Annotated in this window: 27 protein-coding genes and 1 riboswitch; of the genes, 11 read left to right on the top strand and 16 right to left on the bottom strand. The window is 60.3% G+C overall.

The genetic code is table 11. The features are described 5' to 3' along the window. Positions 1 to 140: 140 nt before the first annotated feature. Positions 141 to 926 carry an OBAP family protein gene (locus tag EKL29_RS00465; RefSeq protein ID WP_126688572.1) on the top strand — a complete coding sequence of 262 codons (786 nt, stop codon included), beginning with the start codon at positions 141 to 143 and terminating at the stop codon, positions 924 to 926. Here EKL29_RS00465 and moaE read toward each other — a convergent pair. The 5 genes from moaE to moaA form a co-directional block, all read right to left on the bottom strand. Continuing rightward, positions 923 to 1,375, bottom strand: a complete 453-nt coding sequence (moaE, locus tag EKL29_RS00460; protein WP_120451569.1) for a molybdopterin synthase catalytic subunit MoaE — start codon at positions 1,373 to 1,375, stop codon at positions 923 to 925. The genes EKL29_RS00465 and moaE overlap by 4 nt on opposite strands. Position 1,376: 1 nt before the next feature. Beyond that, a complete protein-coding gene (gene moaD / locus EKL29_RS00455) occupies positions 1,377 to 1,622 on the bottom strand; it encodes a molybdopterin synthase sulfur carrier subunit (protein ID WP_120451566.1) in 246 nt (81 codons plus the stop codon). Further along, positions 1,615 to 2,100, bottom strand: a complete 486-nt coding sequence (gene moaC / locus EKL29_RS00450; protein WP_120451563.1) for a cyclic pyranopterin monophosphate synthase MoaC — start codon at positions 2,098 to 2,100, stop codon at positions 1,615 to 1,617. Before moaC ends, moaD begins: the two co-directional genes overlap by 8 nt. A 3-nt stretch (positions 2,101 to 2,103) precedes the next feature. Continuing rightward, entirely contained in the window at positions 2,104 to 2,619 is a 516-nt protein-coding gene (moaB, locus tag EKL29_RS00445) for a molybdenum cofactor biosynthesis protein B (protein ID WP_120451561.1), read from the bottom strand. Positions 2,620 to 2,634: 15 nt separating this feature from the next. Next, complete coding sequence (gene moaA / locus EKL29_RS00440) at positions 2,635 to 3,621, bottom strand: GTP 3',8-cyclase MoaA (protein ID WP_126688571.1); 987 nt, start codon at positions 3,619 to 3,621, stop codon at positions 2,635 to 2,637. Next, positions 3,611 to 3,745: riboswitch (molybdenum cofactor riboswitch) on the bottom strand. (Overlaps the previous gene by 11 nt.) A gap of 180 nt (positions 3,746 to 3,925) precedes the next feature. On the opposite strand from moaA, the gene yvcK reads away from it, so the two are divergent. Continuing rightward, positions 3,926 to 4,831, top strand: coding sequence for a uridine diphosphate-N-acetylglucosamine-binding protein YvcK (gene yvcK, locus EKL29_RS00435; protein WP_126688570.1), 906 nt, complete (start codon positions 3,926 to 3,928; stop codon positions 4,829 to 4,831). 5 nt (positions 4,832 to 4,836) lie between these two features. Here the strand turns inward: yvcK and uvrB are convergent, their stop codons facing one another. Beyond that, positions 4,837 to 6,858 carry an excinuclease ABC subunit UvrB gene (uvrB, locus tag EKL29_RS00430; RefSeq protein WP_126688569.1) on the bottom strand — a complete coding sequence of 674 codons (2,022 nt, stop codon included), beginning with the start codon at positions 6,856 to 6,858 and terminating at the stop codon, positions 4,837 to 4,839. Positions 6,859 to 7,735: 877 nt separating this feature from the next. Here uvrB and EKL29_RS00425 point away from each other — a divergent pair. After that, on the top strand, positions 7,736 to 8,458 hold the full coding sequence (locus EKL29_RS00425; RefSeq protein ID WP_120451553.1) for an ABC transporter ATP-binding protein: 723 nt from the start codon (positions 7,736 to 7,738) through the stop codon (positions 8,456 to 8,458). A gap of 3 nt (positions 8,459 to 8,461) precedes the next feature. Here the strand turns inward: EKL29_RS00425 and bioD are convergent, their stop codons facing one another. The 4 genes from bioD to bioB are packed head-to-tail and all read right to left on the bottom strand — an operon-like array spanning position 8,462 to position 12,036. Then, on the bottom strand, positions 8,462 to 9,130 hold the full coding sequence (gene bioD, locus EKL29_RS00420; RefSeq protein ID WP_126688568.1) for a dethiobiotin synthase: 669 nt from the start codon (positions 9,128 to 9,130) through the stop codon (positions 8,462 to 8,464). Continuing rightward, a complete protein-coding gene (bioC, locus tag EKL29_RS00415; protein ID WP_126688567.1) occupies positions 9,127 to 9,882 on the bottom strand; it encodes a malonyl-ACP O-methyltransferase BioC in 756 nt (251 codons plus the stop codon). The genes bioD and bioC overlap by 4 nt, the downstream gene beginning before the upstream one ends. Continuing rightward, the gene (locus EKL29_RS00410) at positions 9,866 to 11,005 is read right to left on the bottom strand and encodes an 8-amino-7-oxononanoate synthase (RefSeq protein ID WP_126688566.1); all 1,140 of its coding nucleotides are present in this window, start codon (positions 11,003 to 11,005) and stop codon (positions 9,866 to 9,868) included. Before EKL29_RS00410 ends, bioC begins: the two co-directional genes overlap by 17 nt. Continuing rightward, a complete protein-coding gene (gene bioB / locus EKL29_RS00405) occupies positions 11,005 to 12,036 on the bottom strand; it encodes a biotin synthase BioB (protein WP_120451545.1) in 1,032 nt (343 codons plus the stop codon). The genes EKL29_RS00410 and bioB overlap by 1 nt, the downstream gene beginning before the upstream one ends. An 86-nt stretch (positions 12,037 to 12,122) precedes the next feature. Between bioB and bioA the strand changes: the two genes are divergently transcribed. Both bioA and EKL29_RS00395 read left to right on the top strand, forming a co-directional pair. After that, positions 12,123 to 13,415, top strand: a complete 1,293-nt coding sequence (gene bioA / locus EKL29_RS00400) for an adenosylmethionine--8-amino-7-oxononanoate transaminase (protein WP_126688565.1) — start codon at positions 12,123 to 12,125, stop codon at positions 13,413 to 13,415. 77 nt (positions 13,416 to 13,492) lie between these two features. Continuing rightward, a complete protein-coding gene (locus tag EKL29_RS00395) occupies positions 13,493 to 13,969 on the top strand; it encodes a kinase inhibitor (RefSeq protein WP_120451541.1) in 477 nt (158 codons plus the stop codon). 47 nt (positions 13,970 to 14,016) lie between these two features. On the opposite strand, the gene EKL29_RS00390 is transcribed toward EKL29_RS00395, so the two are convergent. Both EKL29_RS00390 and pgl read right to left on the bottom strand, forming a co-directional pair. Beyond that, entirely contained in the window at positions 14,017 to 14,961 is a 945-nt protein-coding gene (locus EKL29_RS00390) for an Rpn family recombination-promoting nuclease/putative transposase (protein WP_126688564.1), read from the bottom strand. A 134-nt stretch (positions 14,962 to 15,095) separates the two neighbouring features. Further along, entirely contained in the window at positions 15,096 to 16,094 is a 999-nt protein-coding gene (pgl, locus tag EKL29_RS00385; protein WP_120451536.1) for a 6-phosphogluconolactonase, read from the bottom strand. A gap of 159 nt (positions 16,095 to 16,253) precedes the next feature. Here pgl and EKL29_RS00380 point away from each other — a divergent pair, with 159 nt between their 5' ends. Further along, positions 16,254 to 17,072 (top strand): pyridoxal phosphatase, encoded by an 819-nt coding sequence (locus EKL29_RS00380; RefSeq protein ID WP_120451533.1) that lies wholly within the window; start codon positions 16,254 to 16,256, stop codon positions 17,070 to 17,072. Here EKL29_RS00380 and modC read toward each other — a convergent pair whose 3' ends face one another. From modC to EKL29_RS00360, 4 genes are all read right to left on the bottom strand, one after another. Then, a complete protein-coding gene (gene modC, locus EKL29_RS00375) occupies positions 17,073 to 18,131 on the bottom strand; it encodes a molybdenum ABC transporter ATP-binding protein ModC (RefSeq protein ID WP_120452835.1) in 1,059 nt (352 codons plus the stop codon). Further along, complete coding sequence (gene modB / locus EKL29_RS00370) at positions 18,131 to 18,820, bottom strand: molybdate ABC transporter permease subunit (RefSeq protein WP_120451531.1); 690 nt, start codon at positions 18,818 to 18,820, stop codon at positions 18,131 to 18,133. Before modB ends, modC begins: the two co-directional genes overlap by 1 nt. Further along, complete coding sequence (modA, locus tag EKL29_RS00365; RefSeq protein WP_126688563.1) at positions 18,817 to 19,590, bottom strand: molybdate ABC transporter substrate-binding protein; 774 nt, start codon at positions 19,588 to 19,590, stop codon at positions 18,817 to 18,819. Before modA ends, modB begins: the two co-directional genes overlap by 4 nt. Positions 19,591 to 19,724: 134 nt before the next feature. Next, positions 19,725 to 19,877, bottom strand: a complete 153-nt coding sequence (locus EKL29_RS00360; RefSeq protein WP_120451527.1) for an AcrZ family multidrug efflux pump-associated protein — start codon at positions 19,875 to 19,877, stop codon at positions 19,725 to 19,727. A gap of 134 nt (positions 19,878 to 20,011) precedes the next feature. Here EKL29_RS00360 and modE point away from each other — a divergent pair, with 134 nt between their 5' ends. The 5 genes from modE (at position 20,012) to galM (ending at position 25,800) form a co-directional block, all read left to right on the top strand. Beyond that, positions 20,012 to 20,794: a molybdenum-dependent transcriptional regulator gene (gene modE / locus EKL29_RS00355; protein WP_126688562.1), complete on the top strand. Its 783-nt coding sequence runs from the start codon at positions 20,012 to 20,014 to the stop codon at positions 20,792 to 20,794. A 76-nt stretch (positions 20,795 to 20,870) separates the two neighbouring features. Then, a complete protein-coding gene (modF, locus tag EKL29_RS00350) occupies positions 20,871 to 22,343 on the top strand; it encodes a molybdate ABC transporter ATP-binding protein ModF (RefSeq protein ID WP_126688561.1) in 1,473 nt (490 codons plus the stop codon). Between the two features lie 234 nt (positions 22,344 to 22,577). Further along, a complete protein-coding gene (gene galT, locus EKL29_RS00345; protein ID WP_126688560.1) occupies positions 22,578 to 23,627 on the top strand; it encodes a galactose-1-phosphate uridylyltransferase in 1,050 nt (349 codons plus the stop codon). Beyond that, positions 23,624 to 24,772, top strand: coding sequence for a galactokinase (gene galK, locus EKL29_RS00340; protein ID WP_120451518.1), 1,149 nt, complete (start codon positions 23,624 to 23,626; stop codon positions 24,770 to 24,772). The genes galT and galK overlap by 4 nt, the downstream gene beginning before the upstream one ends. Then, positions 24,766 to 25,800, top strand: coding sequence for a galactose-1-epimerase (galM, locus tag EKL29_RS00335; RefSeq protein WP_120451516.1), 1,035 nt, complete (start codon positions 24,766 to 24,768; stop codon positions 25,798 to 25,800). The genes galK and galM overlap by 7 nt, the downstream gene beginning before the upstream one ends. Positions 25,801 to 25,952 lie beyond the last annotated feature (152 nt).

Here is a 25,952-nt window from a genome sequence, read left to right as displayed (position 1 = left end):
TGCGAGAAAACAAACCCTTACCTTAGCATCGAAGCCGGGACAAACCATCAGACGAGGCGTAAATTCCCGCTTCACCGTCGCGCTTGCTTATCGGCCATTCTCAACCAGGTTTAGCTTTTATCGTCTAAAAGGAAATTGTGATGCAAAAACTCTGGATCGGCGCGACTGTCGCCCTGCTGCTCAGCGGGTGCGGCGCGAATAATACCCCTGCGCAGGTCGCCACGCCCGGCGCGCCTGCCTCGGCAAAAATGAAAACCCTCTCTACAGGCGCTGACCTGCTGCAGTCGCGTCCGCCTATTGAGGCGATCAGTACCTATCTCGACGGCTTTCACTTCTATAACGGCGACCAGAACGGCCAGATGGAGGCGCACCACTACGTCACAGTGCTGAATGACGACGTGATGCAGGCCGTGATTTATGACGGCAATACCAAAGACGCGCGGCTGATGGGCGTGGAGTATATTATCAGCGCGCGGCTTTATCAGTCGCTGCCGCCGGAAGAGAAGAAGCTGTGGCACAGCCACCGGTATGAGGTGAAATCAGGCACCCTGATTGCGCCAGGTCTGCCGCAGGCGGCGGATCATGCACTGATGACGCGCATCGCCAATACCTACGGCAAAACCTGGCACACCTGGCATACCGATCGCGACCAGACCCTGCCGCTCGGCATTCCGGCGCTGATGATGGGCTTTACCGCCGACGGTCAGCTCGATAATCGCCTGCTCGCCGATCGCGATAAGCGCTTTGATATCGACAGCCGCAAGGTACGCGCATCACGCGCCGATATTGTCACGCAGCCAGTTTTACCGGGCGCTGACGCCTGGCAGCGCGGCGAAGTCATTCAGCTTAAACGCGTTTCCGGCGGCGGCGAGCATGCCCACGGTCAGACGCACTTCGGCCCGGCGGAGCAGCTCAGCAAGCCTTAATCCCAGCGCTGCGCGGCCTGATGGTCGCTGTCGCGGGCGTCTACCCAACGATCGCCCTGTTCGGTCGCCTCACGCTTCCAGAAGGGCGCGCGAGTCTTCAGGTAATCCATAATAAATTCCGCAGCGGCGAAGGCGCTGCTGCGGTGCGCGCTGGTCACGCCGACAAACACGATCTCATCGCCGGGAAACAGCTCGCCGATGCGGTGGATCACGCTGACGCGCTGTAAAGGCCAGCGGCTGCGCGCCTCGTCGACAATCTCCTGCAACGCTTTCTCCGTCATGCCCGGATAGTGCTCAAGCGTCAGCGCGGCGACGCTGTCGCCCAGGTTGTGGTTGCGCACTTTCCCGGTAAACGTCACTACCGCGCCATCGGCGTTGGAGGTAGAGAGCCAGGCGTATTCGTCAGCCATGCTGAACGGCGCCGCGCCGACGCGGATCTGCGTTGCCATATCAGCCTCCCGTCACCGGCGGGAAAAACGCCACTTCGTCGCCCGCTTTCAGCGGATGCGACATCGGCACCAGGGTCTGGTTTACCGCGGCCAGCAGCTTGCCGGAATCGAGCGCCAGCGCCCAGCGATCGCCTTTTTGCGCCAGCGCGCCGCGCAGCGTCGCCACGTCGGGAAACGCATCAGGCATCTCCAGCGCGCTGGTGCCGACCAGTTCGCGCACCTGGGCGAAAAAGAGCACGTTAATCATGAGTCACCGCCTGGAAATCGCCGGACTTGCCGCCGCTTTTGCTCAGCAAGCGCAGCTGGTCGATAACGATATCTTTCTGCACCGCTTTACACATGTCATAGATGGTCAGCGCCGCCACCGACGCGGCGGTCAGCGCTTCCATCTCGACGCCGGTTTTGCCGCTCAGGCGGCAGAGCGAGGTGATGCGCACACGCTGATGTTCCGGCTCAGCGACCAGGTTGACTTCGACTTTGCTCAGCATCAGCGGATGACAGAGCGGGATCAGCTCCCAGGTGCGTTTGGCGGCCTGAATGCCGGCAATGCGCGCGGTCGCGAAAACGTCGCCTTTGTGGTGGCTGCCGTCGACGATCATTTGCAGCGTCTCGGCGGCCATCAGCACCAGCGCTTCCGCGCGCGCCTCGCGCACCGTTTCCGCTTTGGCCGAGACGTCAACCATATGGGCTTCGCCCGCGGCGTTAATATGGGTCAGTTGAGACATGGCTTACAGCTTCTTTAAGTGTGAAACGAAATTACAGGGGCCGGTGCGGGCGTCGATCTGATCGGCGATAATGCGCTCCCAGGCGCTTTCGCAGGCGCTGGTCGATCCCGGCACGGCGAAGATAAGGGTGCCGTTGGCCATTCCGGCAACGGCGCGCGACTGCAGCGTCGAGCCGCCGATATCTTCCCAGGAGAACATGCGGAACAGCTCGCCGAAGCCCTCAATTTTTCGGTCGAACAGCGGCTCAATCGCTTCTGGCGTGTTGTTCTTCGCATTGAATCCCGTACCGCCGTTAATGACCACCACCTGCACATCCTGGCTGGCGATCCAGCGCGACACGATAGCGCGGATGCGGTAGCGGTCTTCGCCGACGATAGCGTGATCGACCACCACGTGCCCGGCTTCGCTCGCCGCGGCACGCAGGTAGTCGCCTGAGGTGTCGTTGCTGGCGTCGCGTCGATCGGAAACGGTCAGCACCGCCAGGTTGACCGGAATAAATTCACCCGTAGATTTGCCCATTACTCGCTCCTGAGATTAACCGCCGATGAAAGAAAGGTTCTGCGTGATGCCGGTATTGCCCTGATGCAGGAAGTGCGTCTGCTTCTTCTCGCCCAGGCTGTGGGCGATGCGCGCCTGCAGCTCCGCCTGCTGGTCATCGGAAACCAGCAGATCGCGCAGCGGCACGCCGCTGTCGCCAAACAGGCAAAGATGCAGGTTGCCGTGCGCCGACACGCGCAGGCGGTTGCAGCTGGCGCAGAAGTCGCGCGAATAGGGCATAATCAGGCCGATCTCGCCGACGTAATCAGGATGATAAAAGACCTGCGCCGGTCCGTCGCTGCGGCCGCGCTCGCGGCGCTGCCAGCCTTGCGCTATCAGCTGGTCGCGGATCACCGCGCCAGAGACGTGCTGCTGGCGGAACAGCGCGCCGCCCTCGCCCGTCTCCATCAGCTCGATAAATCGTAGCTGAATCGGGCGGGTGCGGATCCAGTCCAGGAAGGTTGCCAGGCTGCGGCTGTTGAGGTCGCGCATCAGTACGCTGTTGACTTTGACCTGCTGAAAGCCAGCGTCGAAGGCGGCATCGATGCCCGCCATCACCTCATGGAACTTGTCCTGACCGGTAATGGCGTGGAACTGGCGCGCGTCGAGACTGTCTACGCTGACGTTTAGCGCGGTAAGCCCGGCATCGCGCCAGGCGGCGACGTCGCGCGCCAGCCGATAGCCGTTAGTGGTCACAGCGATCTGGCGAATAGCGGCGTTTTCACGCACGGCGGCGATGATGTCGGTAAAATCGCGACGCAGCGACGGCTCGCCGCCGGTCAGACGCACCTTTTCGGTGCCGGCTGCGGCGAAAGCGCGCGTGACGCGTCGAATCTCATCGAGCGAAAGAAAACTTTTGTTGCGCACACCCTGGGGTTTGTAGCCATCGGGCAGGCAGTAGGTGCAGCGGAAGTTACAGACATCCGTCACCGAGAGACGCAGGTAATAAAACCGACGTGCAAATGCATCAGTAAATTGTGACACCAGAACACCTTTTCCAAATACGGGAGATGCAGGCATTTCTTTCTGCACCCTGGCAGCGCGTCGGCTGCGGCCTGAATCCCCTATCGTTTGACTTAGGCATTCAGGCTTTGAGTGTATGTCGCCCGACATGGACGACATGGTTGGCAAATGGTAGCGCGAATTTTGCCGCTCTGCCATCACCTAATTTCGCTATATATATTGATATATAACGATTTTTCGCCGCATTTTCGCGGCAGTAAGGTTAACATGGCCCGCTGAAAGCAGCGCCGGTACGGTAAGTCGGCAGCGGGTGTAAAGAGGAAATATGAACCGAACTTTGTCAGACCTCGATCGCGTGGTAGCGCTGGGCGGCGGACACGGCCTGGGACGCGTGATGTCCGCCCTGTCGCCGCTGGGTTCGCGCCTGACGGGCATTGTCACTACCACCGATAACGGCGGCTCCACCGGACGCATCCGTCGTTCAGAAGGCGGCATCGCCTGGGGCGACATGCGTAACTGCATTAATCAGCTGATTACCGAACCCAGCGTCGCCTCGGCGATGTTTGAGTATCGCTTTGCCGGCAACGGCGAGCTGGCTGGTCATAACCTGGGCAACCTGATGCTCAAGGCGCTGGATCACCTCAGCGTCAGGCCGCTGGAGGCGATCAATATCATTCGCAATTTGCTCAAGGTTGACGCCTTTCTTATCCCGATGTCGGAGCAGCCGGTGGATCTGGTGGCATTAGACAGCGAGGGCAACATGGTTTACGGCGAAACCGATATCGACGCCATGAAACAGCCGCCGCAGGAGCTGATGCTGCATCCTAACGTCGCGCCGACGCGGGAAGCGCTGGAGGCGATCGCCGAAGCGGATCTGATTTTGATCGGCCCCGGCAGCTTTTACACCAGCCTGATGCCGAGTCTGCTGATGGAGGAGATGGCGCGCGCGCTGCGCCGGACGCCCGCCACCATGGTATTTATCGGTAACCTTGGGCGCGAGCTCAGCCCGGCCGCCGCGAGCCTGACGGTAGCGGACAAACTGGCGATGATGGAGAAATATATCGGCAAGCGGGTGATTGATGCCGTCGTGGTGAGCCCGGCCGCCGATACCTCCGGCGTCGAGAACCGCCTTATCGTGCGCGAGCCGCTGGAGGCCGCCGATATTCCCTATCGTCACGACCGCCAGCTGCTGCGCGTGGCGCTGGAACACGCCATTCAGCGTTTTAGCTAAAGCCGCTACGAGGCGGCGATAAAGAGTTCGCGCAGCTCATGCAGCTTGTCGCGCACGTTCGCCGCCTCTTCGAACTCCAGGTTTTGCGCGTGCTGCTGCATCTGCGACTCCAGCTCGTGGATTTTTTTCTGCAGCGCCTGCGGCGTCAGCGCCAGATAGCTGGCCTCGGCCTCGGCGGCGCTGCGGCTGCTGGCTTTGGCCTTGCCGCGCGTCTTGATGACGTTCTGGCCCAGTTCGAGGATATCGGTGATCTTCTTGTTGAGGCCCTGCGGCACAATCCCTTTTTCCTCGTTGTACTTCTGCTGCTTCTCGCGGCGGCGCTCGGTCTCTTCAATGGCGCGCGCCATAGAGTTGGTGATCCTGTCGGCGTAAAGGATCGCCTTGCCGTTAACGTTACGTGCGGCGCGACCGATGGTCTGGATCAGCGAGCGTTCGGAGCGCAGGAAGCCCTCTTTATCCGCATCGAGGATCGCCACCAGCGACACCTCGGGCATATCCAGACCTTCGCGCAGCAGGTTGATCCCGACCAGCACGTCAAACTCGCCGAGGCGCAGATCGCGGATGATCTCCATACGCTCAACGGTATCGATATCTGAGTGGAGATAGCGCACCTTCTCGCCGTGCTCTTCAAGATACTCGGTCAGATCTTCCGCCATGCGCTTGGTCAGCGTCGTGACCAGCACGCGCTCGTTGATGGTGACGCGCTTGCGGATCTCCGACAGCAGATCGTCCACCTGGGTCGCCACCGGTCGTACCTCCAGCAGCGGATCGAGCAGCCCGGTAGGACGCACCACCTGATCGATCACCTCGCCGCCTGATTTCTCCAGCTCGTAGTTGCCCGGCGTCGCAGAGACGTAAATAGTCTGCGGCGCCAGCGCCTCGAACTCTTCAAACCTGAGCGGTCGGTTATCCAGCGCGGAAGGCAGGCGGAAGCCATACTCCACCAGCGTCTCTTTACGCGCGCGGTCGCCTTTATACATCCCGCCGATTTGCGGAATGGTGACGTGCGATTCGTCGACGATCAGCAGACCGTCGGCAGGCAAATAGTCGAACAGCGTCGGCGGCGGCTGGCCTGGCCCGCGCCCGGAGAGGTAGCGCGAGTAGTTTTCGATGCCCGAGCAGTAGCCCAGCTCGTTCATCATCTCCAGATCGAACTGGGTACGCTGCGTCAGGCGCTGCTCTTCCAGCAGCTTATTGTTCTCCAGCAGCACCCGGCGACGATCCACCAGCTCGTCTTTGATCTCTTCCATCGCCTGCAGGATACGTTCGCGCGGCGTCACGTAGTGCGTTTTTGGATAGATGGTGTAGCGCGGCACGGTAGAGACAATCTGCCCGGTGAGCGGATCGAACAGCGACAGCCGCTCCACCTCTTCGTCGAACAGCTCGACGCGCAGCGCAATATCTTCCGACTCCGCCGGAAAAATATCGATCACTTCACCGCGGACGCGGAAGGTGCCGCGCTGGAACGCCTGATCGTTGCGCGCATACTGCAGCTCCGCCAGACGACGCAAAATACTGCGCTGGTCGATGATCATGCCGCGCGTCAGGTGCAGCATCATTTTCAGATAGAGATCGGGATCGCCCAGACCGTAAATGGCGGAGACCGACGCCACGACGATAACGTCGCGCCGCTCCAGCAGCGCCTTGGTCGCCGAGAGACGCATCTGCTCGATATGTTCGTTTACCGAGGCGTCTTTTTCGATAAAGGTATCGGAGCTGGGCACATAGGCTTCAGGCTGATAGTAATCGTAATAGGAGACGAAGAACTCCACCGCGTTATCGGGGAAGAACTCCTTCATCTCGCCATAAAGCTGCGCCGCCAGGGTTTTGTTGGGTGCCAGCACCATCGCAGGCCGGTTGAGATCGGCAATGACGTTGGCGACGGTAAACGTCTTGCCGGAGCCGGTTACGCCGAGCAGCGTCTGATGGGCAAGACCATCCTCCAGCCCCTCTTTGAGACGACGAATCGCCTCGGGCTGATCGCCGGAGGGCTGGAAAGCGGAATTTAGTTTAAAGACTTTACTCATGACTTGCGGTTCCTGCTGAAGAATGCGGCGGGTAGCGGAGTCATTTTACTCTGCCGTGGCGATTTTGCCAGAAATTAATACTGGATAAATCTCCAGTAACGCGGCACAGTGAGACGCTGACGTCTCGCCGCGGCTGAAAGGCTGTAACAACGCGACAACAATTTTTCTGTTGCGCAAGGTTATCCCCAGCCGGAGCGGATTTATAACATTTGTCAAGAGAGCCTCGTTAAATTTCAGCTGTGTTACGCAGCGGAATAATCTCAGGCTTGTTTTTTAATAACTATCTGTTTTTAAAATAAATATGTGAAAAGCCCAGTTTCTCATCATAATGTAACCAGGCCGCGTATTTCCTCGCTTGCGCTCTGTTTTCACTGTCTAATGCACAAGGTTATCCACAGGAATGGTGGATAACTAAAGGCAGCCCTTTTGCCATCGGCTGTGCATAATTTTTTGTTGTTAAGCCGCCCGCGTGAAAAATTTTTTTTTGCACCTCAATTCCTGTCACAAACGCTGGCGTTAACTCTGCTTTTTCAGCCCGCCGCTGCTTTTTTACCCAGCCGCGTTTGACATTAAGACCAGCAAAAATTCAACAAGCTGTCTAATCGCGGCCCTTTTGCACCATAAACGTTAAGTCATTAGCACCGTGAAAGTGCAGCGCTCTGATTACCCCCGGAAATTGTTAAGCACTTTTCATCTTTAACGGCGAAATAGCGCCTGGCTGGCCTCTCCAGGGCAACGAAACGTTCTGGCCCGGTAATTGCAGGATGCAGTAACAAAGAGGCAAAGCGATATTTACGACACCGCCACCGTTAAAGACTTGTTTGCCAGACGTCAAAGAGCGGAAGCATTCAGGCGAAATCTGTAAGAGGAGAGTCAGATGCTGAGTTTACGCTCGGTGAATCAGTTTTACGGGCAGAACCATATTTTGTGGGATGTGGATCTCGACCTGCCGCCAGGCACCTGCACCGGCGTGTTAGGCCGTCCGGGTATGGGCAAAACCACGCTGGTAAACTGCATTATGGGTCGTCTGCCGATTAACAGCGGCTCAATGACCTGGCAGGAGGATGGCTCGCCGCCGCGCGATCTGCTGCGGCAGCCTGCTGAACAGCGTGCATGCATGGGGATCGGCTATGTGCCGCAGGGTCGTCATATCTTCTCGCAGATGAGCGTTGAGGATAACCTGCTCATCGCGCTGCTGGCGGGCAGCGCGCCGGGCGATAAACCGCACGTTATCCCTGAAATGGTGTTCGACCTTTTTCCGGCGCTCTATTCGCTGCGGCAACAGCGCAGCGGCGAGCTGCCTGTCGACCAGCAGCAGCAGCTGGCGCTGGCGCGCGCGCTGGTGCTGCGTCCCAGGCTGCTGATCCTCGACGAGCCGACGGACGGCATGTCGCCCTGGCTGGAAGAGGAGATGGGCAACCTGATCCGGCGTCTGAATCTCGATTACGGCCTGACCATTTTACTGCTGGAGCAGCGAATTTCGCTGATTCGCCGCGTCGCCGACTACTTTCTGCTGCTCCACCGCGGCCGCAATGTCGCGCAGGGGCGCGTGGCGCAGCTGGACGATCTTACCGTCAACAAGTGGCTGACGGTAAGCTGATCGCTACTGCGGCAGCGTCAGGAAGCGGCCGCACTCCGCCTGCGCCGCCGCATCCGGCAGCCAGGGGATTTCGCCGAGAAACGGCGCGGGAATGCGCTGTTTTAGCGTTGTCATATAGGCCTGATGGCGCTTGCCCGGCGGCTCGATATCGTTGGCGATCCAGCCCGCCAGCCGCAGGCCGCGCGCCTGCACCGCATCGGCGGTGAGCATCGCGTGATTGATGCAGCCCAGTTTGACCCCAACGACCAGTATTACCGGCAGCTGTTCCTGCTCGACCCAGTCGGCGTAGGTCTGCGTCTCCGACAGCGGCGTGTACCAGCCGCCTGCGCCCTCGACCAGCACCCATTCCGCCTGCGCTTCCAGCGCGCGCAGCCCTTCAGAGAGCGTATCGAAAGCGATCGGCCTGCCCTCTTCCGCGCTGACGATATGCGGCGAGGTCGGCTCAACAAACGCCAGCGGGTTAACCTGCTCATAACTCAGCGCCAGGGTGCTGTAGCGCTGCAGCGCCAGCGCGTCGCTGTTACGCACGCCCTCCGGCGTAACGTCGCAGCCGGAAGCGACCGGCTTGTACCCCGCGGTGCGATAGCCCGCCGCGCCTGCCGCCTGCAGCAGCGCGCCGCTGGCGACGGTTTTGCCGACCTCAGTATCGGTGCCGGTAATAAACCATTTCATCGTTGTGTGACTCCAAAAAGCAGTTGATAGGTCAGACGGTAGCCCTGCGCATCGCGCGGCCATAGCGCTTCAAGCTGCGCCAGCCGCTGCCGCGTCATCGGCGCGCCGTCCCGGCCCTGGTGCAGATGGGTAGCGCCAATACCTTTCAGCGATCGCATCGCGCTCAGCGCGCTGGGAAAATGCATGAGCTGCGTCTGCCGTATAAAGCGCAGATTCAGTCCGGCACCCGCCGCGCGCACCTGCGCCTCGGTTAAAAAGCGGTTGGCGTGCTCGCCAGCGCCCAGCGGCCGCCAGGCGTCGTGCACCTCCTGCAGCGAGCCAGCCAGCAGCGTCGAAAAGAGCATAACGCCATCGGGACGCAGCACGCGGGCGAACTGCTGCAAGGCCGTGCGCAAATCGCTGCTCCACTGCACCGCCAGGTTGCTCCATACCCGGTCAATGCTCTGGCTCGCCAGCGGCAAGGCGTCAATATCGCCCGCCAGGTAGCTGCTCACCGCGTCGAGGCTGCGCGCCTGCTGCAGCATCTGCGGCGAGAGATCGAGCGCCACGACGCGCTGCCCGCGTTGCTGCCAGAGGCGGCTGTACCAGCCGGTGCCGCAGCCTGCGTCCAGCAGAACGCCGTCGGAAACGGGCGGCGCCAGCGCCATCAGCGCGTCACCGCAGCGGCGCTGCAGCTCGGCGTGCTGTTCATAATGGCCCGCCGCGCGGCCGAACGCGCGCGCCACGGCGCCTTTGTTAACCCGCAGCGTCATGCAGCGCCTCCAGCAGTGCGTCGATATCGTCCGCCCGATGCGCGGCAGTCAACGTAATGCGCAGCCGCGCGGTGCCGGGCGGCACGGTTGGCGGGCGGATGGCGCTGACCCAGCAGCCCGCCTGCGCCAGCCGCTGCGACAACGCCAGCGCGGCGCCATTTTCGCCAACGATCAGCGGCTGTATCGCGCTTTCAGAGGGCATCAGCGACCAGGGCAAACCAGCCGCGCCAGCGCGGAAGCGCTGAATATTGTCATTCAGACGCTGACGCAGCGCGTCGCCACGTTGAATCTGATGCAGCGCCGCCAGCAGCGCGCTCGCCTGGGCGGGCGGCATCGCCGTTGAATAGATAAGATGACGAGAAAACTGCAGGAAATAGTCGGCGGTGGCGTCGTCGCACAGCAGGGCGGCGCCGCTGACGCCAAAAGCTTTACCAAAGGTCACCACCAGCAGCTCCGGCTTTATGCCCTGCTGCCAGCAGCTGCCGCGCCCCAGCTCGCCTGTTACGCCGATGCCGTGGGCGTCATCCACCAGTAGCCAGCCGCTGGCGCGCCGGACGGCGGCGGCAATGTCTGCCAGCGGCGCGCTGTCGCCGTCCATGCTGAAAATTCCCTCGGTGATCACCAGGGTTTCGCCGTCGCACGGCGACGCCAGCCGCTGCGCCAGGCTCGCTACATCGTTATGGTGAAAGCGACGCAGCGCCGCGGGCGTGTGGCCTGCTGCATCCAGCAGCGACGCATGCGCCAGTTTGTCGGCGATCAGGCGATCCTGTTTCTGCGCCAGCAGATGCACGATCGCCTGATTGGCGGCGAAGCCGGAGATAAACAGCAGCGCGCGCGAATAGCCGAGCCAGTCGGCAAGCTGCGTCTCCAGCTCGGCGTGCCAGCGGCTGTAGCCCGTAACGTGGCCTGACGCGCCTGCGCCCGGCGCGCCCTGACGCCAGCCGTCCATCACGGCCGGATGCTGACTCAGGCCGAGATAGTCGTTGCTGGAGAAGTGACGGTACGTTTTACCCTCGACCTGCAGCGTGCGGGTGTCGTTGCGCGTGACGAGGCGGCGCTGCCGCCAGCCGTCAGCGGCGCGGCGCGTCTCCAGCGCCTGCGCCATACGGGTGGAGAAACTCATTACACCGCCGCGTTGTAGAACTGTTCGGTGTCGGCGTGGAACAGCTGATCGCTCAGCTGCTGCTGCTGTTCATTATCGCCGTGCGCAGTATGGGTATGTTCAGGGTTAAGACCCAGCTTGCGGAACAGCAGCAGGTCCTTATCCTCTTCCGGGTTCGGCGTGGTGAGCAGCTTGCAGCCGTAGAAAATCGAGTTGGCGCCCGCCATAAAGCACATCGCCTGGGTCTGCTCGTTCATCTGCTCGCGGCCCGCCGAGAGACGCACATGGGAGGTCGGCATCATGATGCGCGCCACGGCGATGGTGCGAATAAAATCGAACGGCTCAACATCGTCATTGTCCGCCAGCGGCGTGCCTTTGACCTTTACCAGCATGTTGATGGGCACGCTCTCCGGCGGCGTCGGTAGATTCGCCAGTTGCACCAGCAAACCGGCGCGATCGCTCACGGTTTCGCCCAGCCCGACAATGCCGCCAGAGCAGACTTTGATCCCCGCGTCACGCACTTTACCAAGCGTATCCAGACGCTCCTGATAGCTGCGCGTGGTGATGATGCTGCCGTAAAATTCCGGCGAGGTGTCGAGGTTGTGGTTATAAAAATCCAGCCCCGCCCCCGCCAGACGCTGCGCCTGATTGTCGCTTAGCGTGCCGAGCGTCATGCAGGTTTCCATCCCCAGCGCCTTCACGCCCTGCACCATCTGCTCCAGGTAAGGCATGTCGCGATCGCTGGGGTTTTTCCACGCCGCGCCCATGCAGAAGCGACTCGATCCCGCCGCTTTTGCTTTGCGTGCCGAGGCCAGCACCTCCTCCACTTCCATCAGCCGCTCTGATTCCAGACCGGTTTTATAGCGGGCGCTTTGCGGGCAGTATTTGCAGTCTTCCGGACAGGCGCCGGTTTTGATCGACAGCAGGGTGCTGACCTGAACCTGACGCGGGTCGAAATGCTGGCGGTGAACCTGCTGCGCCTCGAACATCAGCTCAAGAAAAGGTTTGTCAAACAGCGCCTGCGCCTGCGCCAGAGTCCAGTGTTGTGCCATTACTTACTCCAAAAAAGGGTGTCATCCCGACAGTTAACGTGGTTATACTTGTAAACTAAATCTTTTTATTTTGGTTTACAACTACCATGTTCACCTCTCAGGACGCCGAATTCGACCGCCAGCATATCTGGCATCCCTATACATCGATGCGCGATCCGCTGCCCTGCTACCCGGTGGTTGCGGCGCAGGGTATGCATCTGCAACTGGCCGACGGCCGCCAGCTGGTGGACGGCATGTCCTCCTGGTGGGCGGCGATCCATGGCTATAACCATCCCCGTCTGAACCAGGCGATGCAGGAGCAAATGGCGCAGATGTCGCATGTCATGTTCGGCGGCATTACGCATCCAGCGGCAGTCGCGCTCTGCCGTCAGCTGGTTGCGCTGACGCCCGCCGCGCTGGAGTGCGTGTTTCTTGCCGATTCCGGTTCAGTCGCGGTTGAAGTAGCGATGAAAATGGCAATGCAGTACTGGCTGGGGCGCGGCGAAACGCGGCAGCAGTTTCTGACGCTACAACGCGGTTACCACGGCGATACCTTTGCGGCGATGTCGGTTTGCGATCCGGATAACTCGATGCACAGCCTGTGGCGCGGCTACCTGCCGGAGCACCATTTCGCCGCCGCGCCGCAGTGCGGCTTTGACGATCCCTGGGACGAGCGCGACGCGGATGATTTTGTGCGCCTGATTGAGCAGCACCATCCCCGACTGGCGGCGGTGATCCTTGAACCGATTGTGCAGGGCGCAGGCGGCATGCGTTTCTACCACCCACGCTATCTGCAACGGGTGCGCAAATGCTGCGATCGCTATAACGTGCTGCTGATTGCCGATGAAATCGCGACCGGTTTCGGCCGTACCGGCAAACTTTTCGCCTGCGAACATGCAGAGGTGACGCCCGATATCCTCTGCGTCGGCAAGGCGCTGACCGGCGGGATGATGACGCTGGCGGCGACGCTCGCTACGCGCCATGTCGCTGATACCATCAGCAACAGCCCGGCGGGCTGCTTTATGCACGGGCCGACCTTTATGGGCAATCCGCTGGCGTGCGCCGTGGCGGTAGAAAGCCTGTCGCTGCTTAACGAAGGCCACTGGCCGCAACAGGTGGCGCGTATTGAACAGCAGCTGCGCGATGAGCTGCTGCCGCTGCGCGCGGCGCCGCAGGTGGCGGACGTGCGCGTGCTGGGGGCGATCGGCGTTGTCGAGACGCATCGTCCTGTCAATATGGCCCGACTGCAGCGCTTTTTCGTCGAGCGCGGCGTCTGGATCCGTCCGTTTGGCCGCCTGATCTACCTGATGCCGCCCTATATCATTACGCCAGAGGCGCTAGGTGCCCTGACACAGGCGGTTGCCGAGGCGCTGACGCAGGAGGCGCACTTTAGCGGCTAACCACTGGAACCGCCTGCTTTTTTGGATAAGATGGAGAACGTTCGCAGTGAACAGGTCCTGACAATCGAGGAGAGAAGATGCGCGTTTTCAGCAATGATTTTAAAGACGGCGACAAGATGCCGGAGCGCCAGGTGTTTAACGGTATGGGCTACCAGGGCGATAATATCTCCCCGCATCTGGCGTGGGACGAGGTGCCGGAGGGTACGAAAAGCTTCGTCGTCACCTGTTACGATCCCGATGCGCCGACCGGTTCCGGCTGGTGGCACTGGGTGGTGGTGAATATTCCCGCCAGCACCCGCCTGCTGGAGCAAGGCGCCGGTTCAGGCCAGTCGATGCTGCCGCCAGGCGCATTGCAGACGCGTACCGATTTCGGCAAAGCGGGATACGGCGGCGCGGCACCGCCGCAGGGCGAAAGCCATCGCTATATTTTTACCGTGCATGCGCTGGATGTAGAAAAAATCGAGGTGGATGCTGAGGCGAGCGGCGCGATGGTCGGCTTCAACGTACATTTTCATGCGCTGGCGAGCGCTTCAATAACGGTGAAGTACTCGTAACGGGAAGTGGATGCGGCCCGCGAAAAGCGGCGCCGCTATAGCAAGGGTTAGTGGCGGATCTGCGCCAGCTCCGCCTCGCTCAGGCCCGTCGCCTGCTGTACGGCGTCACTGGGCATGCCCATCTCCAGCAGACGGCGGGCAACTTCAAGTTTGCCTTCGTTACGGCCTTCCTGACGGCCTAGCTGAATGCCTTTTTCAATTCCCTTTTCGATGCCTTTTTCAATACCCTTCTGTTCAAGCTGTTCTGCAATGGTCATCAAGAGGTCCCCCTGCTGCGGCATCCGTTGTGCCAGTTTGCGAACAAAGGCTTCGGCGTCTGAGCTTTCGCCAGCCTGAATAATATAGTGTACCAGCGATATTACCTGCGATGAAGAGAGATAACCGGCCAGCAGAATAGAGGCCAGCTTGTCCAGCATCTCGCTCAGATCGCGCTGATGAATATGTTTTTGCAGCAGCGTCAGCGCGGCCATGGTGCGATGGCCAGCGATCTCTTCGTCAGGAATAACGGTTACGTCTACCAGCGGAAAAGGCGTGCCATAAAGCCGCGATGCCAGCGCCGGATCGCTGAACTCATCCAGCCAGCAGGTGGACCATGGATAGGGGCTGCGTTTACCGGCATAGAAGAGTACCGGTATCACCAGCGGCAGTTTTTTATGGCCTGCATCCAGATGGCGCTGCATGGCAGCGACCGCATAACGCAACAGTCTGAACGCCATATGCTTGTCCGGCGTAGACTGATGTTCAATCAGGACATGAACATAGCTGTCATCGCCAGTAGTAGTTTTCAGGCTATAGAGCACATCGCTGAAGTACTGACGCAGATCGTCTTCGACAAAAGAGCCGGACTCCAGCTTCAGGGTGGAGAGATCGCAGACGGCGCGCAGTTCGGGTGGAAGGTGGATAAGCATAAAATCGCGGGCGATTTCCGGCTGGCCGAGAAACTGCCGGAACGCGGCGTCATGCGGGGTAGGCGTACGGTTGCTCTTCTTCATCTTTCCTGATTCCGAAAAAAACAATCCGCGTATCCTGTCACAGGCAAAAAAGCGCAATATTGATCTTGCAGCGGCGTTGAGCACTTTAGAAAAAGCGTGCGGAGCCGCTACCCCGCACGCCTGAACAGGCAATTTTAATCCAGCTGATGGATCACCACCCACATTGGGCCCTGACCCACCGCATAGCGCGCCAGCGGCGTCAGCAATCCTTGCGGCTCGCTGATACGGTAAACTTCGATATGGTGCGACTTCTGTCCTGACGCCACCAGATAACGGCCGCTGTTATCGATATTAAAGCCGCGCGGCTGCGTTTCCGTTGGCTGATAGCCTTCGATTGAGAGCAGGCCGCCATCTTCGCTGACGCTGAATATCGTAATGGTGCTGCTGGTACGATCGCAGGCGTACAGGAAGCGGCCGTCAGGCGTCAGATGAATATCCGCTGCCCAGCGGGTCTCGTTAAAGCCCGGCGGCATCATATCCAGCGACTGCACGCGCTCGACTTCGCCGTGCGCATTATTCAGCGACCAGACGTCAACGGTACTGTCCAGCTCGTTCACGCAGTAGGCGTAGCTGCCGTTGGGATGAAACGCCATATGGCGCGGACCCGCGCCCTCTACCGTGGTCACCTGCGCCTGCGCGCGCGGCGCCAGCTTGCCGTCGGCGCTCAGGGAATAGAGGCAAATACGATCCTGCTTCAGCGCCGGGACGAACAGCGTCTGGTTGGCGTTATCGATATTGGCGGAGTGACAACCATCCAGCTCGCGGATCACCTGAGAGGGCGCCTGCGGCAAGCCATCTTCGCCAATCGGACTGATGCTGACGCAGGCGTCGTTATAGGAGCCGCAAAACAGATAGTTGCCTGTCCGATCGGTGGAAATATGGGTCGGGCTGCCCGGCAGCGGCGCTTCGCCCGCCTCGCTCAGGGTGCCGTCGGCAGCAATACGAAACGCCACTACGCGGAAGTTCGGACGCACGCCGACGTACAGGAAATCTTTCTTCGGGCTGACCACCATCGGCTGAACCTGGCCGGAGACATCCGTCACCTGCAACAGCGAAAGTGCGCCCTCTTCATCTAACCGCCACGCGTGGATCTGCTGGCTCTCGGGACTGGCGGTATAAACGACTTGTTTCATGCATTCTCCTTGTTCGCAGCCTGTCAGTATTGTGTCTGTGGCTCACTGTAGTCTCTTTTTCTACGGTGCGCCGGGATCATTTGTGCCCTGCTTTTTGTCTCAGGACCGCGCCCCGGTGTAGACTCGATGCCTCTTTAATCCCTTCTGACGGAATAAGCCATGAGCTATCGCGTAATTGCCCTCGACCTCGACGGCACCCTGCTGACGCCCGCTAAAACTATCCTGCCCCAGTCGATCGAGGCGCTGAAACGCGCGCGTCAGGCTGGCGTCAAGGTGGCTATCGTCACCGGTCGTCACCACTGCGCTATCCACCCTTTTTATCAGGCGCTGGAACTCGATACACCCGCAATCTGCTGTAACGGCACTTATTTGTATGATTATCAGGCAAAAAAGGTACTGGCTGCCGATCCGCTGGATAAGGATCAGGCGCTGCGCGTGATTGAGATGTTAGATGAGAAGGGTATCCATGGCTTGCTCTACGTTGACGATGCGATGCTCTACCAGACGCCTACGGGGCATGTGACGCGCACGCTGAAGTGGGCGGAATCGCTGCCGCCGCATCAGCGACCGCTGTTTGTTCAGGTGCCTGACCTGGCGACGGCGGCACGCGAGGCGCAATCAATCTGGAAGTTCGCGCTCTCGCATGAAAACACCGACGAACTGCAGCGGTTCGCGAACCAGGTGGAAGCGGAGCTGGGGCTGGCGTGCGAATGGTCGTGGCACGATCAGGTCGATATCGCGCAGCGCGGCAACAGCAAAGGTCGGCGGCTGGCGGAGTGGGTCGCCTCGCTGGGCCTCAGCATGCAGGACGTCATCGCCTTCGGCGACAACTATAACGATCTCAGCATGCTGGAAGCCGTCGGGCTGGGCGTGGCGATGGGCAACGCTGATGAGGCGATTAAAGCGCGTGCGAAACAGGTGATCGGCACCAACCTTGAACCAGGCATCGCTGCGGTTATTCAGCAGCAGCTGCTGTAATCAGGCGGTGACTGACACGCTTTTAATCTGGGCATAGAGCCACTGATCCGGCCGAATGCCCAGCTCATCCCGCGCCCAGGGCGAAATGCGCGCCCAGAGTTCGCTGACGCCGATACGCAAGCGAACCTCAACCTGATCGCCCACCTCAAGCAGCTCTACCACCTGCGCCGGCAATATATTGCGAATCGAGCTGTGCTGCGGCGGCTGCAGCGCCAGCGAGACGTCCGCCGAGGCGATACGAATACGCAGCGGCGTTTTTACCGGATGGTTAACCCGGCTCACCCAGATATGCTGGTCGCCGAGCGACAGTGCGCTCATCGGATAGTCGGGATGGTGTTCCAGCACCTGCACGCGCAGCACGCTGGTCAGCTCGCTCAGCGGCAGCCAGGGACGCATCGCACTGCTGCTCCAGACCTTTTCCAGCGGGCCGAAAGCCTTCACGCCGCCGCGATCGAGCACCAGCACGTTCTCCGCCAGCTGTAAAATTTCATCAAGGCTGTGGGTCACGTAGAGCACCGGGATTTCGACCTGCTTCGCCAGCTTCTGCAGATAGGGCATCAGCTCGCGCTTGCGCGGCAGATCGAGCGAGGCGAGTGGTTCGTCCATCAGCAAAATATCGGGCGCGCTCAGCAGCGCACGGCCAATGGCGACACGCTGTTTTTCACCGCCCGAAAGCGACAGCGGAAAGCGATCCAGCAACGTTTCCAGCCCCAGCAGCGTGACCAGCGCGTCGAACTGCCCTTTCATCGCGGACGACATGCCGTAGTGTAAATTACCGCGCACGCGGTAGTGCGGAAACAGTCGTGCATCCTGAAAGACATAGCCGACGCGGCGTTTTTCCGGCGGCAGCATCACGCCTTTCTCTACGTCGAGCAGCACACGGTCATTTAGCGCGATCGTGCCGCGCTGCGGCTGCGTCAGACCGCTGATGGCGTTGATCAGTGACGTCTTGCCCGCGCCGGAGACGCCGAATACCGCTGTAATGCCCTTCGCCGGGATCTGCGCGTCGATATCGAGCTGGTGATCCCCCAGCCGCTGTGAAAAATTCAGCGTCAGCATCAGGCGCCCATCCTTTTGCGGCCCCAGCGCGCCAGCCACTCGGAAATCATCAGGGAGAGCAGCGCCAGCGCGATCGCGATAACGCAGAGACGCGCCGCCGCGCCCTCAGCGCCAGGGGTTTCGATCAGGGTAAACATCGCCAGCGGCAGCGTACGCGTCTCCTGCGGGATATTGGAGACAAAGGTAATGGTCGCGCCGAACTCGCCCAGCGAACGGGCAAAAGCCAGCACGGTGCCGACGATTATGCCGGGCAACGTCAGCGGCAGCGTGATAGTGAAAAAGACGCGCCAGCGTCCGGCGCCGAGCGTGCGCGCCGCCTGCTCCAGCCGCATATCTACCGCTTCCAGCGCCAGCCGGATAGCGCGTACCATCAGCGGAAAGGCGATTACCGCAGAGGCGAGCGCCGCGCCGCGCCAGCTAAAGGCGAAGCTGAAGCCGAACCAGTCATACAGGTACTGGCCGATCACGCCGCGTCGTCCCAGGCCGATCAGCAGCAGATAGCCGACCACCACCGGCGGCAACACCAGCGGCAGATGAATAATGCTGTCGAGCACAGATTTGCCCGGAAACCGGCAGCGCACCAGAATCCAGGCCACAAGGATGCCAAACGGCAGGCTAAACAGCACTGCAATGCTGGAGACTTTCAGGCTGAGCATTACCGCCTGCCATTCGGGATCGCTGAGTATCATGCTTTCGGGGAGAATCCGTACTGTTTAAACACTGCGGCCGCTTCCGGGCCTTTCAGATAATCATAAAACGCCTTAACGGCGGCGTTATTATGCGCTTTTACTATCGCCATGGGATATTCAACCGGCTTATGGCTGGAGGCCGGGAAAGTCCCGACCACCTGCACTTTATCGCTGGCGACCGCGTCCGAACCATAGACGATGCCGTAAGGCGTCTCATTACGCTCCACCAGCGCCAGCGCGGCGCGGACGTTATTGGCGCGCGCCAGCGACGGCGATACCGTCTGCCAGGCACCCAGCTTTTGCAGCGCTTCCTGCGCATAGATGCCGGCCGGAACATGGTCAGGATCGCCTACCGCCAGACGTTCGCCTTTCAGCAGGCTTTTCCAGTCGGTTTGTTCATTCAGCGTAACGGGCTTCGCGCTATCGCTGCGCGGCGCGACCAGCACCAGCTCGTTACCGAGCAAGGTCACGCGCGTGGCGTCATCCATGCTCTTTTTCGCGACGGCGTCATCCATCCACTGCTGATCGGCTGAAATAAAGAGATCGGCGGGCGCGCCCTGTTCAATCTGGCGCGCCAGCGTGGAGGAGGAGGCAAAAGAGGACACCACTTCCACGTCGGTTTTCTTTTTATACTGCGTCGCAATTTCCTGCAGCGCGTTGGTCAGCGACGCGGCGGCGAAGACAGTCACTTTTTCAGCGGCCACAGCCTGCCCGGCCAGCGTGATGCTCAGCGCAGCGGCAAGCCCCCAGCGGTACGAACGAAATGTCATGCGTTTTCTCCTGTTATGCGTTGTGTAGGCGATGATACAACGCAGATGTGGGGAGCGTTACAAAATTATCGGCAGGAAAAGGAGAAGGTTGAGCGGGCGCAATAAAAACGCCCGCTTAAGCGGGCGTCGGGAAATCAATGGGTGGAGCGTGAAGAGTGCTCGCGGCGGCCAAATTTCGAGATGACGTTGAACACCTCGCCCAGACCATAAATCAGGCCCAGCATAATCGCCATTACCACCGGCACCATAATCACCGCCACAGCAAGGCTTTTAATCAGTTCCAGCATGGAAGTCTCACTCAGCAAAGCAAAAAAGTGATTGTAACGTCTGAGGAAAAAAACGCACTGCCCTTTTCGTGCTTTTACTTTTTACGTCCGACACCGCTATGATCGTTGCATTCACATCTTCTGGAGAAGCGACTATGCAGGCTGAACTTTCCCTTACCATCCGGCTGCAGCAGAAGCTGTTTGCCGATCCGCGCCGTATGACGTTACTGAAACGCATCCGCGAAACCGGCTCTATCAGCCAGGGCGCGAAACTGGCGGGCATCAGCTATAAAAGCGCCTGGGACGCGATCAACGAGATGAACCAGCTGGCTGACGAAACCCTGGTGGATCGCGCCACCGGCGGCAAAGGCGGCGGCGGCGCGCAGCTGACGCGCTACGGCGAGCGTCTTATTCAGCTGTTTCAGCTGCTGGAACAAATACAGCAAAAGGCGTTCGACGCCCTGCAAAACGACTCAGTACCCCTCGACAGCCTGCTGGCGACCATCGCGCGCTTTTCGTTGCAGACCAGCGCGCGCAACCAGCTGTTCGGCACCGTGGTGGCGCATGACGAACAGCATGTGGTGCAGCGCCTTCAGGTGCGGCTGGCGGACGGCGCAACCCAGCTTAACGTCGCGCTGACCCAGCGCAGCGTCGAGCGCTTGCAGCTCGAAGCGGGCAAAGAGGTTCTTGTGCTGATTAAAGCGCCATGGATTCAGGTCAGCCGCGAGGCGTCGCAGGCGGATAATCAGCTCAGCGCGCAGGTGAGTCAGATTGAGCCAGGCGAGCAGATGAGCGAAGTGCTGATGACGCTGCCGAGCGGCGAAATCCTCTGCGCGACGCTGCCTAATCAGCAGGTGCAGCAGCAGAATCTGCAGCCAGGAGAGAGCGTGACGGCGAGTTTTAATGCCGAACACGCGATTATTGCTACGCTGCTCTGATCGATGCGCCATGATTTGACTTTCCTGACAGCTGTGGTTACAACTCGGTAATACAGTGCATAAAATGGGATAAATCATGGCTTCATTGCAAATTTCGCAAGGCACGTTTCGTCTTAGCGACACCCGATTACTCAACCTTAACGATTTGCGGCTGGCAGGCGGCCAGAGCTGGGCCTTTGTCGGCGCCAACGGCAGCGGCAAATCGTCGCTGGCGCGCGCGCTGGCGGGCGAGCTGACGCCGGTAAAAGGCGATTTTATCAGCCAGTTCGCGCGTCCGACGCGTCTGTCGCTGGAGCAGCTGCAAAAGCTGGTCACCGATGAATGGCAGCGCAACAACACCGATCTGCTGAGCGAAGGCGAAGATGATACCGGCCGCACCGCGCTGGAGATTATCCAGGACGAGATAAAAGATGACGCGCGCGCGCAGGCGCTGGCGGAGCGGTTCAGGATTGGTTATCTGCTCGACCGGCGCTTTAAATATCTTTCCACCGGCGAGACGCGCAAAGTCCTGCTCTGTCAGGCGCTGATGAAACAGCCCGATCTGCTGATCCTCGACGAGCCCTTTGACGGCCTTGATGTCGCCTCGCGCGCCAGCCTGACGGAGATGCTGGCGAGCCTGCAGCAGCCCGATGTCGCTCTGGTGCTGGTGCTCAACCGTTTTGACGATATTCCCGATTTTATTCAGCAGGTAGGCGTGCTTGCGGAGTGCACCCTGACCCACGTCGGCGCGCGCGATGCGATCCTGGCGGAGGCGCTGGTGGCGCAGCTGGCGCACAGCGAACAGCTGGAGGGGATGGCCCTGCCGGAGCCGGACGCCCCCGATCAGCTTCCACAGCTGGCAGCGGATGCACCGCGCGTCATACTGCGCAACGGCGTGGTCTCTTACAATGATAAAGCGGTAATTAACGGGCTGAGCTGGCAGGTTAACGCCGGCGAACACTGGCAAATTGTCGGCCCTAACGGCGCGGGTAAATCGACGCTGCTGAGTCTGGTCACTGGCGATCATCCCCAGGGCTACAGCAACGATCTCACGCTGTTCGGCATCAGGCGCGGCAGCGGCGAAACCATCTGGGATATCAAACAGCATATCGGCTACGTCAGTAGCAGCCTGCATCTCGACTATCGCGTCAGCGTGAACGTGCGCACCGTGATCCTCTCCGGCTTTTTCGATTCAATCGGCCTCTATCAGGCGGTATCGGAACGGCAAAAGGCGCTGGCGCGGCAGTGGCTGGCGCTGCTCGGCATGGACAACGCGCTGGCCGACGCGCCGTTCCACAGTCTCTCCTGGGGTCAGCAGCGGCTGGTGCTGATCGCGCGCGCGCTGGTGAAGCATCCGGCGCTGCTGATCCTTGATGAGCCACTTCAGGGACTGGATCCCATCAACCGCCAGCTGGTGCGCCGTTTCGTCGATATTCTGATTGGCGAAGGCCGCACGCAGCTGCTGTTCGTTTCGCACCATGCCGAAGACGCCCCGCGCTGCATTACCCATCGCCTGAGCTTTGTCCCTGCCGCAGAGGGCTACGCCTACCAGCAGGAGAGCCTGCGTTAATCAGCGCGACGCCGCCCGGCGGCGTCCGCTTATCCCGCCTGCCCCGCCTCATGTAACCGCTACCATTGCTTAGCCTTTTTAACTTACTTATCCCACAGAGAAAGGCTTTGAATAAGAATTTTCAGCTTGTGTAAACGATTCCATTTATCCAGACTTGATCACGCTTTATCGGGCGCTGATGTGCTACTTTTTAACAATGCCTGTCTGGCTTTTTGACGTTAACCAGGACTCAACATGGAAAAATTTAACCCGGTCGATCATCCGCATCGCCGTTACAATCCGCTGATCGATCAGTGGATCCTCGTTTCGCCACACCGTGCCAAACGTCCCTGGCAAGGCGCGCAGGAAACCCCATCGCAAGAGACGCTGCCGGCGCACGATCCGGACTGCTTCCTCTGCGCGGGCAACACGCGCGTCACCGGCGACAAGAACCCTGACTATAAAGGCACTTACGTCTTCACTAACGATTTCGCCGCGCTGATGACCGAGACGCCAGAGGCGCCGGAAAGCAGCGACGTGCTGATGCGCTGCGAAAGCGCACGCGGCACCAGCCGAGTGATCTGCTTCTCGCCGGACCACAGCAAAACGCTGCCGGAGATGTCGCTGCCTGCGCTGGAAGAGGTGGTAAAAACCTGGCAGGAGCAGACCGCCGATCTCGGCCAGCGCTATCCCTGGGTGCAGGTTTTTGAAAACAAAGGCGCGGCGATGGGCTGCTCCAATCCTCATCCACATGGTCAGGTGTGGGCCAACAGCTTTTTACCCAACGAAGCGCAGCGCGAAGATACTAATCAGCGCGCCTATTACGCCGCGCACCGCTCGCCGATGCTGGTGGATTACGCCGCGCGCGAGCTCAGCGACGGAAGCCGCACCGTAGTCGAGACCGAACACTGGCTGGCGGTGGTGCCCTGGTGGGCGGCCTGGCCGTTCGAGACGCTGCTGCTGCCGAAGAAAGCGCAGGTTAAACGCCTGAACGATCTCTCGCCTGAGCAGAGCGCAGATCTGGCGAAGGCGCTCAAGCAACTGACCAGCCGCTACGACAACCTGTTCCAGTGCTCTTTCCCCTACTCCATGGGCTGGCACGGCGCGCCGTTCAACGATGAAGAGAACGATCACTGGCAGCTGCACGCGCACTTTTACCCGCCGCTGCTGCGCTCGGCTACGGTTCGCAAATTTATGGTCGGCTACGAAATGCTGGCCGAAACCCAACGCGATTTAACGGCGGAACAGGCGGCGGAACGCCTGCGCGCCGTTAGCGATATTCATTTCCGCGAGGCAAAACAATGAGCTTAAAAAGCACCACGCAGCAGATTTTCACCGACACCTTTGGCTATGCGCCGACCCACACGATCCAGGCGCCAGGCCGCGTCAACCTGATTGGCGAACACACCGACTACAACGACGGCTTCGTGCTGCCGTGCGCCATCGACTATCAGACAGTGATTGCCTGCGCGAAACGCGACGATCGTCAGGTGCACGTCGTCGCGGTGGATTACGATAATCAGCAGGACAGCTTCTCGCTCGACGCGCCGATTATGAGCGTGAAAGAGCCGATGTGGGCCAATTACGTGCGCGGCGTGGTGAAACATCTGCAGCAGCGTGACGCCAGCTTCGGCGGCGTAGATATGGTGATCAGCGGCGACGTACCGCAGGGCGCTGGCCTGAGTTCGTCAGCGTCGCTGGAAGTGGCGGTCGGCACCGTATTTCAGCAGCTTTATCACCTGAAGCTCGACGGCGCGGCCATCGCCGTCAACGGTCAGGAGGCAGAGAACCAGTTCGTCGGCTGCAACTGCGGCATTATGGATCAGCTGATCTCCGCGCTGGGCAAGAAAGATCACGCCATGCTGCTCGACTGCCGCACGCTCGGCACCCGTCCGGTCTCTATGCCGAAAGATATCGCGGTGGTGATCATCAACTCTAACTTCCGCCGCAATCTGGTTGGCAGCGAATACAATACGCGCCGCGAACAGTGCGAAACCGGCGCGCGCTTCTTCGCCCAGCCTGCGCTGCGCGACGTAGATATCGAACAGTTCAAAGCGGTAGAGCACGAGCTGGATCCGCAGGTAGCAAAACGCGTGCGTCACGTTCTGACCGAAAACGCCCGTACGCTGGAAGCCGCCGACGCGCTGAGCAGAGGCGACCTGAAACGTATGGGCGAACTGATGGCGGAATCACACGCCTCAATGCGCGATGACTTTGAGATCACCGTTCCGCCGATCGATACGCTGGTCGAGATCGTCAAAGCGGAGATCGGCGAGCGCGGCGGCGTACGTATGACCGGTGGCGGCTTCGGCGGCTGCGTCGTGGCCCTGATGCCGTTCGATCTGGTCGATCAGGTGAAAGCGGCGGTCGCGGAGCAGTACGAAGCGAAAACCGGCATTAAAGAGACGTTCTACGTCTGCACCGCCTCAGAAGGAGCCGGCCAATGTTAAGCGACGTCAATTCACACGCGCCAGACGGCCAGCCGTGGCGCATTACCGTTTTACGCAACGCCAACGGCATGGTGGCGACGTTTATGGACTGGGGCGCGACCTGGCTGTCGGCGCGCGTGCCAATGCGTGACGGCAGCGTGCGTGAAGCCCTGCTCGGCTGCGCCACGCCTTCCGACTACCTGCATCAGGATGCCTATCTCGGCGCGACTATCGGACGCTATGCCAACCGCATCGCCAATGCGACGCTGACGCAGCAGCATATTCAGCTGGCGGCGAATCAGGGCGAGCATCAGCTACACGGCGGGCCGCAGGGTTTCGACAAGCGCCGCTGGCAGATCGTCAGCCAGAGCGAAACCAGCGTGGTTTACCGGCTTGACTCGCCAGACGGCGATCAGGGCTATCCAGGCAATCTGCTGGCGCAGGTGCGCTATGAGCTGGACGACGACAATTGCCTGTCGATCAGCTATCAGGCCGAGGTCGATAAGCCCTGCCCGGTCAACCTGACGAACCACGCCTACTTTAATCTTGACGCGCATCATGGCGACGCGCGCCAGCATCGCTTACAACTGCTGGCCGAACATTATCTGCCTGTCGACAGCGCCGGTATTCCCAACGCGCCGCTGAAAGCGGTGACAGGCACCAGCTTCGATTTTCGCGAGGCGAAAATCGTGGCGCAGGATTTCCTCGCCGACGCGGATCAGCAGGCGGTTAAGGGCTACGATCACGCCTTTCTGCTCGACAGCGCTGGCGACGCCAGCCAGCCTGCCGCGCAGCTCTGGTCCGCCGACGGCGAATTGCAGCTGACCGTGATGACCGCCGCGCCCGCGCTGCAGTTCTATACCGGCAACTATCTGGCGGGAACGCGCGCGCGTGAGCAGGAAAGCTATACTGCTTTCCAGGGTATTGCGCTTGAGAGCGAATTTTTACCGGATTCGCCGAATCATCCTGAGTGGCCCCAGCCCTCATGCTGGCTGCAGCCGGGCGAGCGCTGGGAGTCCGTGACGCGCTACCGCTTTACGCCGCGCTGAGCCGCCGGATGAAAAACGCGCAGTGCGTCGCCGACAGGCTTACGCCCTGCGCCGTTTTCCGCTATGGTATGGCGCTATCCATGTGCCGCCGGGCGCGCGCGTCGGGTTGGTTGCAGCAAGGTTTCCATTATCGTAGAAACATCAAAGAGTTA

The organism is Pantoea sp. YU22 (assembly GCF_003970755.1).
In the GTDB taxonomy this organism is placed as follows: domain Bacteria; phylum Pseudomonadota; class Gammaproteobacteria; order Enterobacterales; family Enterobacteriaceae; genus Pantoea; species Pantoea piersonii.
The sequence above is the reverse complement of the archived record's forward strand: the minus strand, read 5'-3'. Positions and strand labels throughout refer to the sequence as shown.

Bases quoted from the DNA above. Each gene is read 5' to 3' on its own strand.
- EKL29_RS00465 (WP_126688572.1), top strand. From the start codon at position 141: ATGCAAAAACTCTGGATCGGCGCGACTGTCGCCCTGCTGCTCAGCGGG.
- moaE (WP_120451569.1), bottom strand. From the start codon at position 1,375: ATGGCAACGCAGATCCGCGTCGGCGCGGCGCCGTTCAGCATGGCTGAC.
- moaD (WP_120451566.1), bottom strand. From the start codon at position 1,622: ATGATTAACGTGCTCTTTTTCGCCCAGGTGCGCGAACTGGTCGGCACC.
- moaC (WP_120451563.1), bottom strand. From the start codon at position 2,100: ATGTCTCAACTGACCCATATTAACGCCGCGGGCGAAGCCCATATGGTT.
- moaB (WP_120451561.1), bottom strand. From the start codon at position 2,619: ATGGGCAAATCTACGGGTGAATTTATTCCGGTCAACCTGGCGGTGCTG.
- yvcK (WP_126688570.1), top strand. From the start codon at position 3,926: ATGAACCGAACTTTGTCAGACCTCGATCGCGTGGTAGCGCTGGGCGGC.
- uvrB (WP_126688569.1), bottom strand. From the start codon at position 6,858: ATGAGTAAAGTCTTTAAACTAAATTCCGCTTTCCAGCCCTCCGGCGAT.
- EKL29_RS00425 (WP_120451553.1), top strand. From the start codon at position 7,736: ATGCTGAGTTTACGCTCGGTGAATCAGTTTTACGGGCAGAACCATATT.
- bioD (WP_126688568.1), bottom strand. From the start codon at position 9,130: ATGAAATGGTTTATTACCGGCACCGATACTGAGGTCGGCAAAACCGTC.
- bioC (WP_126688567.1), bottom strand. From the start codon at position 9,882: ATGACGCTGCGGGTTAACAAAGGCGCCGTGGCGCGCGCGTTCGGCCGC.
- EKL29_RS00410 (WP_126688566.1), bottom strand. From the start codon at position 11,005: ATGAGTTTCTCCACCCGTATGGCGCAGGCGCTGGAGACGCGCCGCGCC.
- bioB (WP_120451545.1), bottom strand. From the start codon at position 12,036: ATGGCACAACACTGGACTCTGGCGCAGGCGCAGGCGCTGTTTGACAAA.
- bioA (WP_126688565.1), top strand. From the start codon at position 12,123: ATGTTCACCTCTCAGGACGCCGAATTCGACCGCCAGCATATCTGGCAT.
- EKL29_RS00395 (WP_120451541.1), top strand. From the start codon at position 13,493: ATGCGCGTTTTCAGCAATGATTTTAAAGACGGCGACAAGATGCCGGAG.
- EKL29_RS00390 (WP_126688564.1), bottom strand. From the start codon at position 14,961: ATGAAGAAGAGCAACCGTACGCCTACCCCGCATGACGCCGCGTTCCGG.
- pgl (WP_120451536.1), bottom strand. From the start codon at position 16,094: ATGAAACAAGTCGTTTATACCGCCAGTCCCGAGAGCCAGCAGATCCAC.
- EKL29_RS00380 (WP_120451533.1), top strand. From the start codon at position 16,254: ATGAGCTATCGCGTAATTGCCCTCGACCTCGACGGCACCCTGCTGACG.
- modC (WP_120452835.1), bottom strand. From the start codon at position 18,131: ATGCTGACGCTGAATTTTTCACAGCGGCTGGGGGATCACCAGCTCGAT.
- modB (WP_120451531.1), bottom strand. From the start codon at position 18,820: ATGATACTCAGCGATCCCGAATGGCAGGCGGTAATGCTCAGCCTGAAA.
- modA (WP_126688563.1), bottom strand. From the start codon at position 19,590: ATGACATTTCGTTCGTACCGCTGGGGGCTTGCCGCTGCGCTGAGCATC.
- EKL29_RS00360 (WP_120451527.1), bottom strand. From the start codon at position 19,877: ATGCTGGAACTGATTAAAAGCCTTGCTGTGGCGGTGATTATGGTGCCG.
- modE (WP_126688562.1), top strand. From the start codon at position 20,012: ATGCAGGCTGAACTTTCCCTTACCATCCGGCTGCAGCAGAAGCTGTTT.
- modF (WP_126688561.1), top strand. From the start codon at position 20,871: ATGGCTTCATTGCAAATTTCGCAAGGCACGTTTCGTCTTAGCGACACC.
- galT (WP_126688560.1), top strand. From the start codon at position 22,578: ATGGAAAAATTTAACCCGGTCGATCATCCGCATCGCCGTTACAATCCG.
- galK (WP_120451518.1), top strand. From the start codon at position 23,624: ATGAGCTTAAAAAGCACCACGCAGCAGATTTTCACCGACACCTTTGGC.
- galM (WP_120451516.1), top strand. From the start codon at position 24,766: ATGTTAAGCGACGTCAATTCACACGCGCCAGACGGCCAGCCGTGGCGC.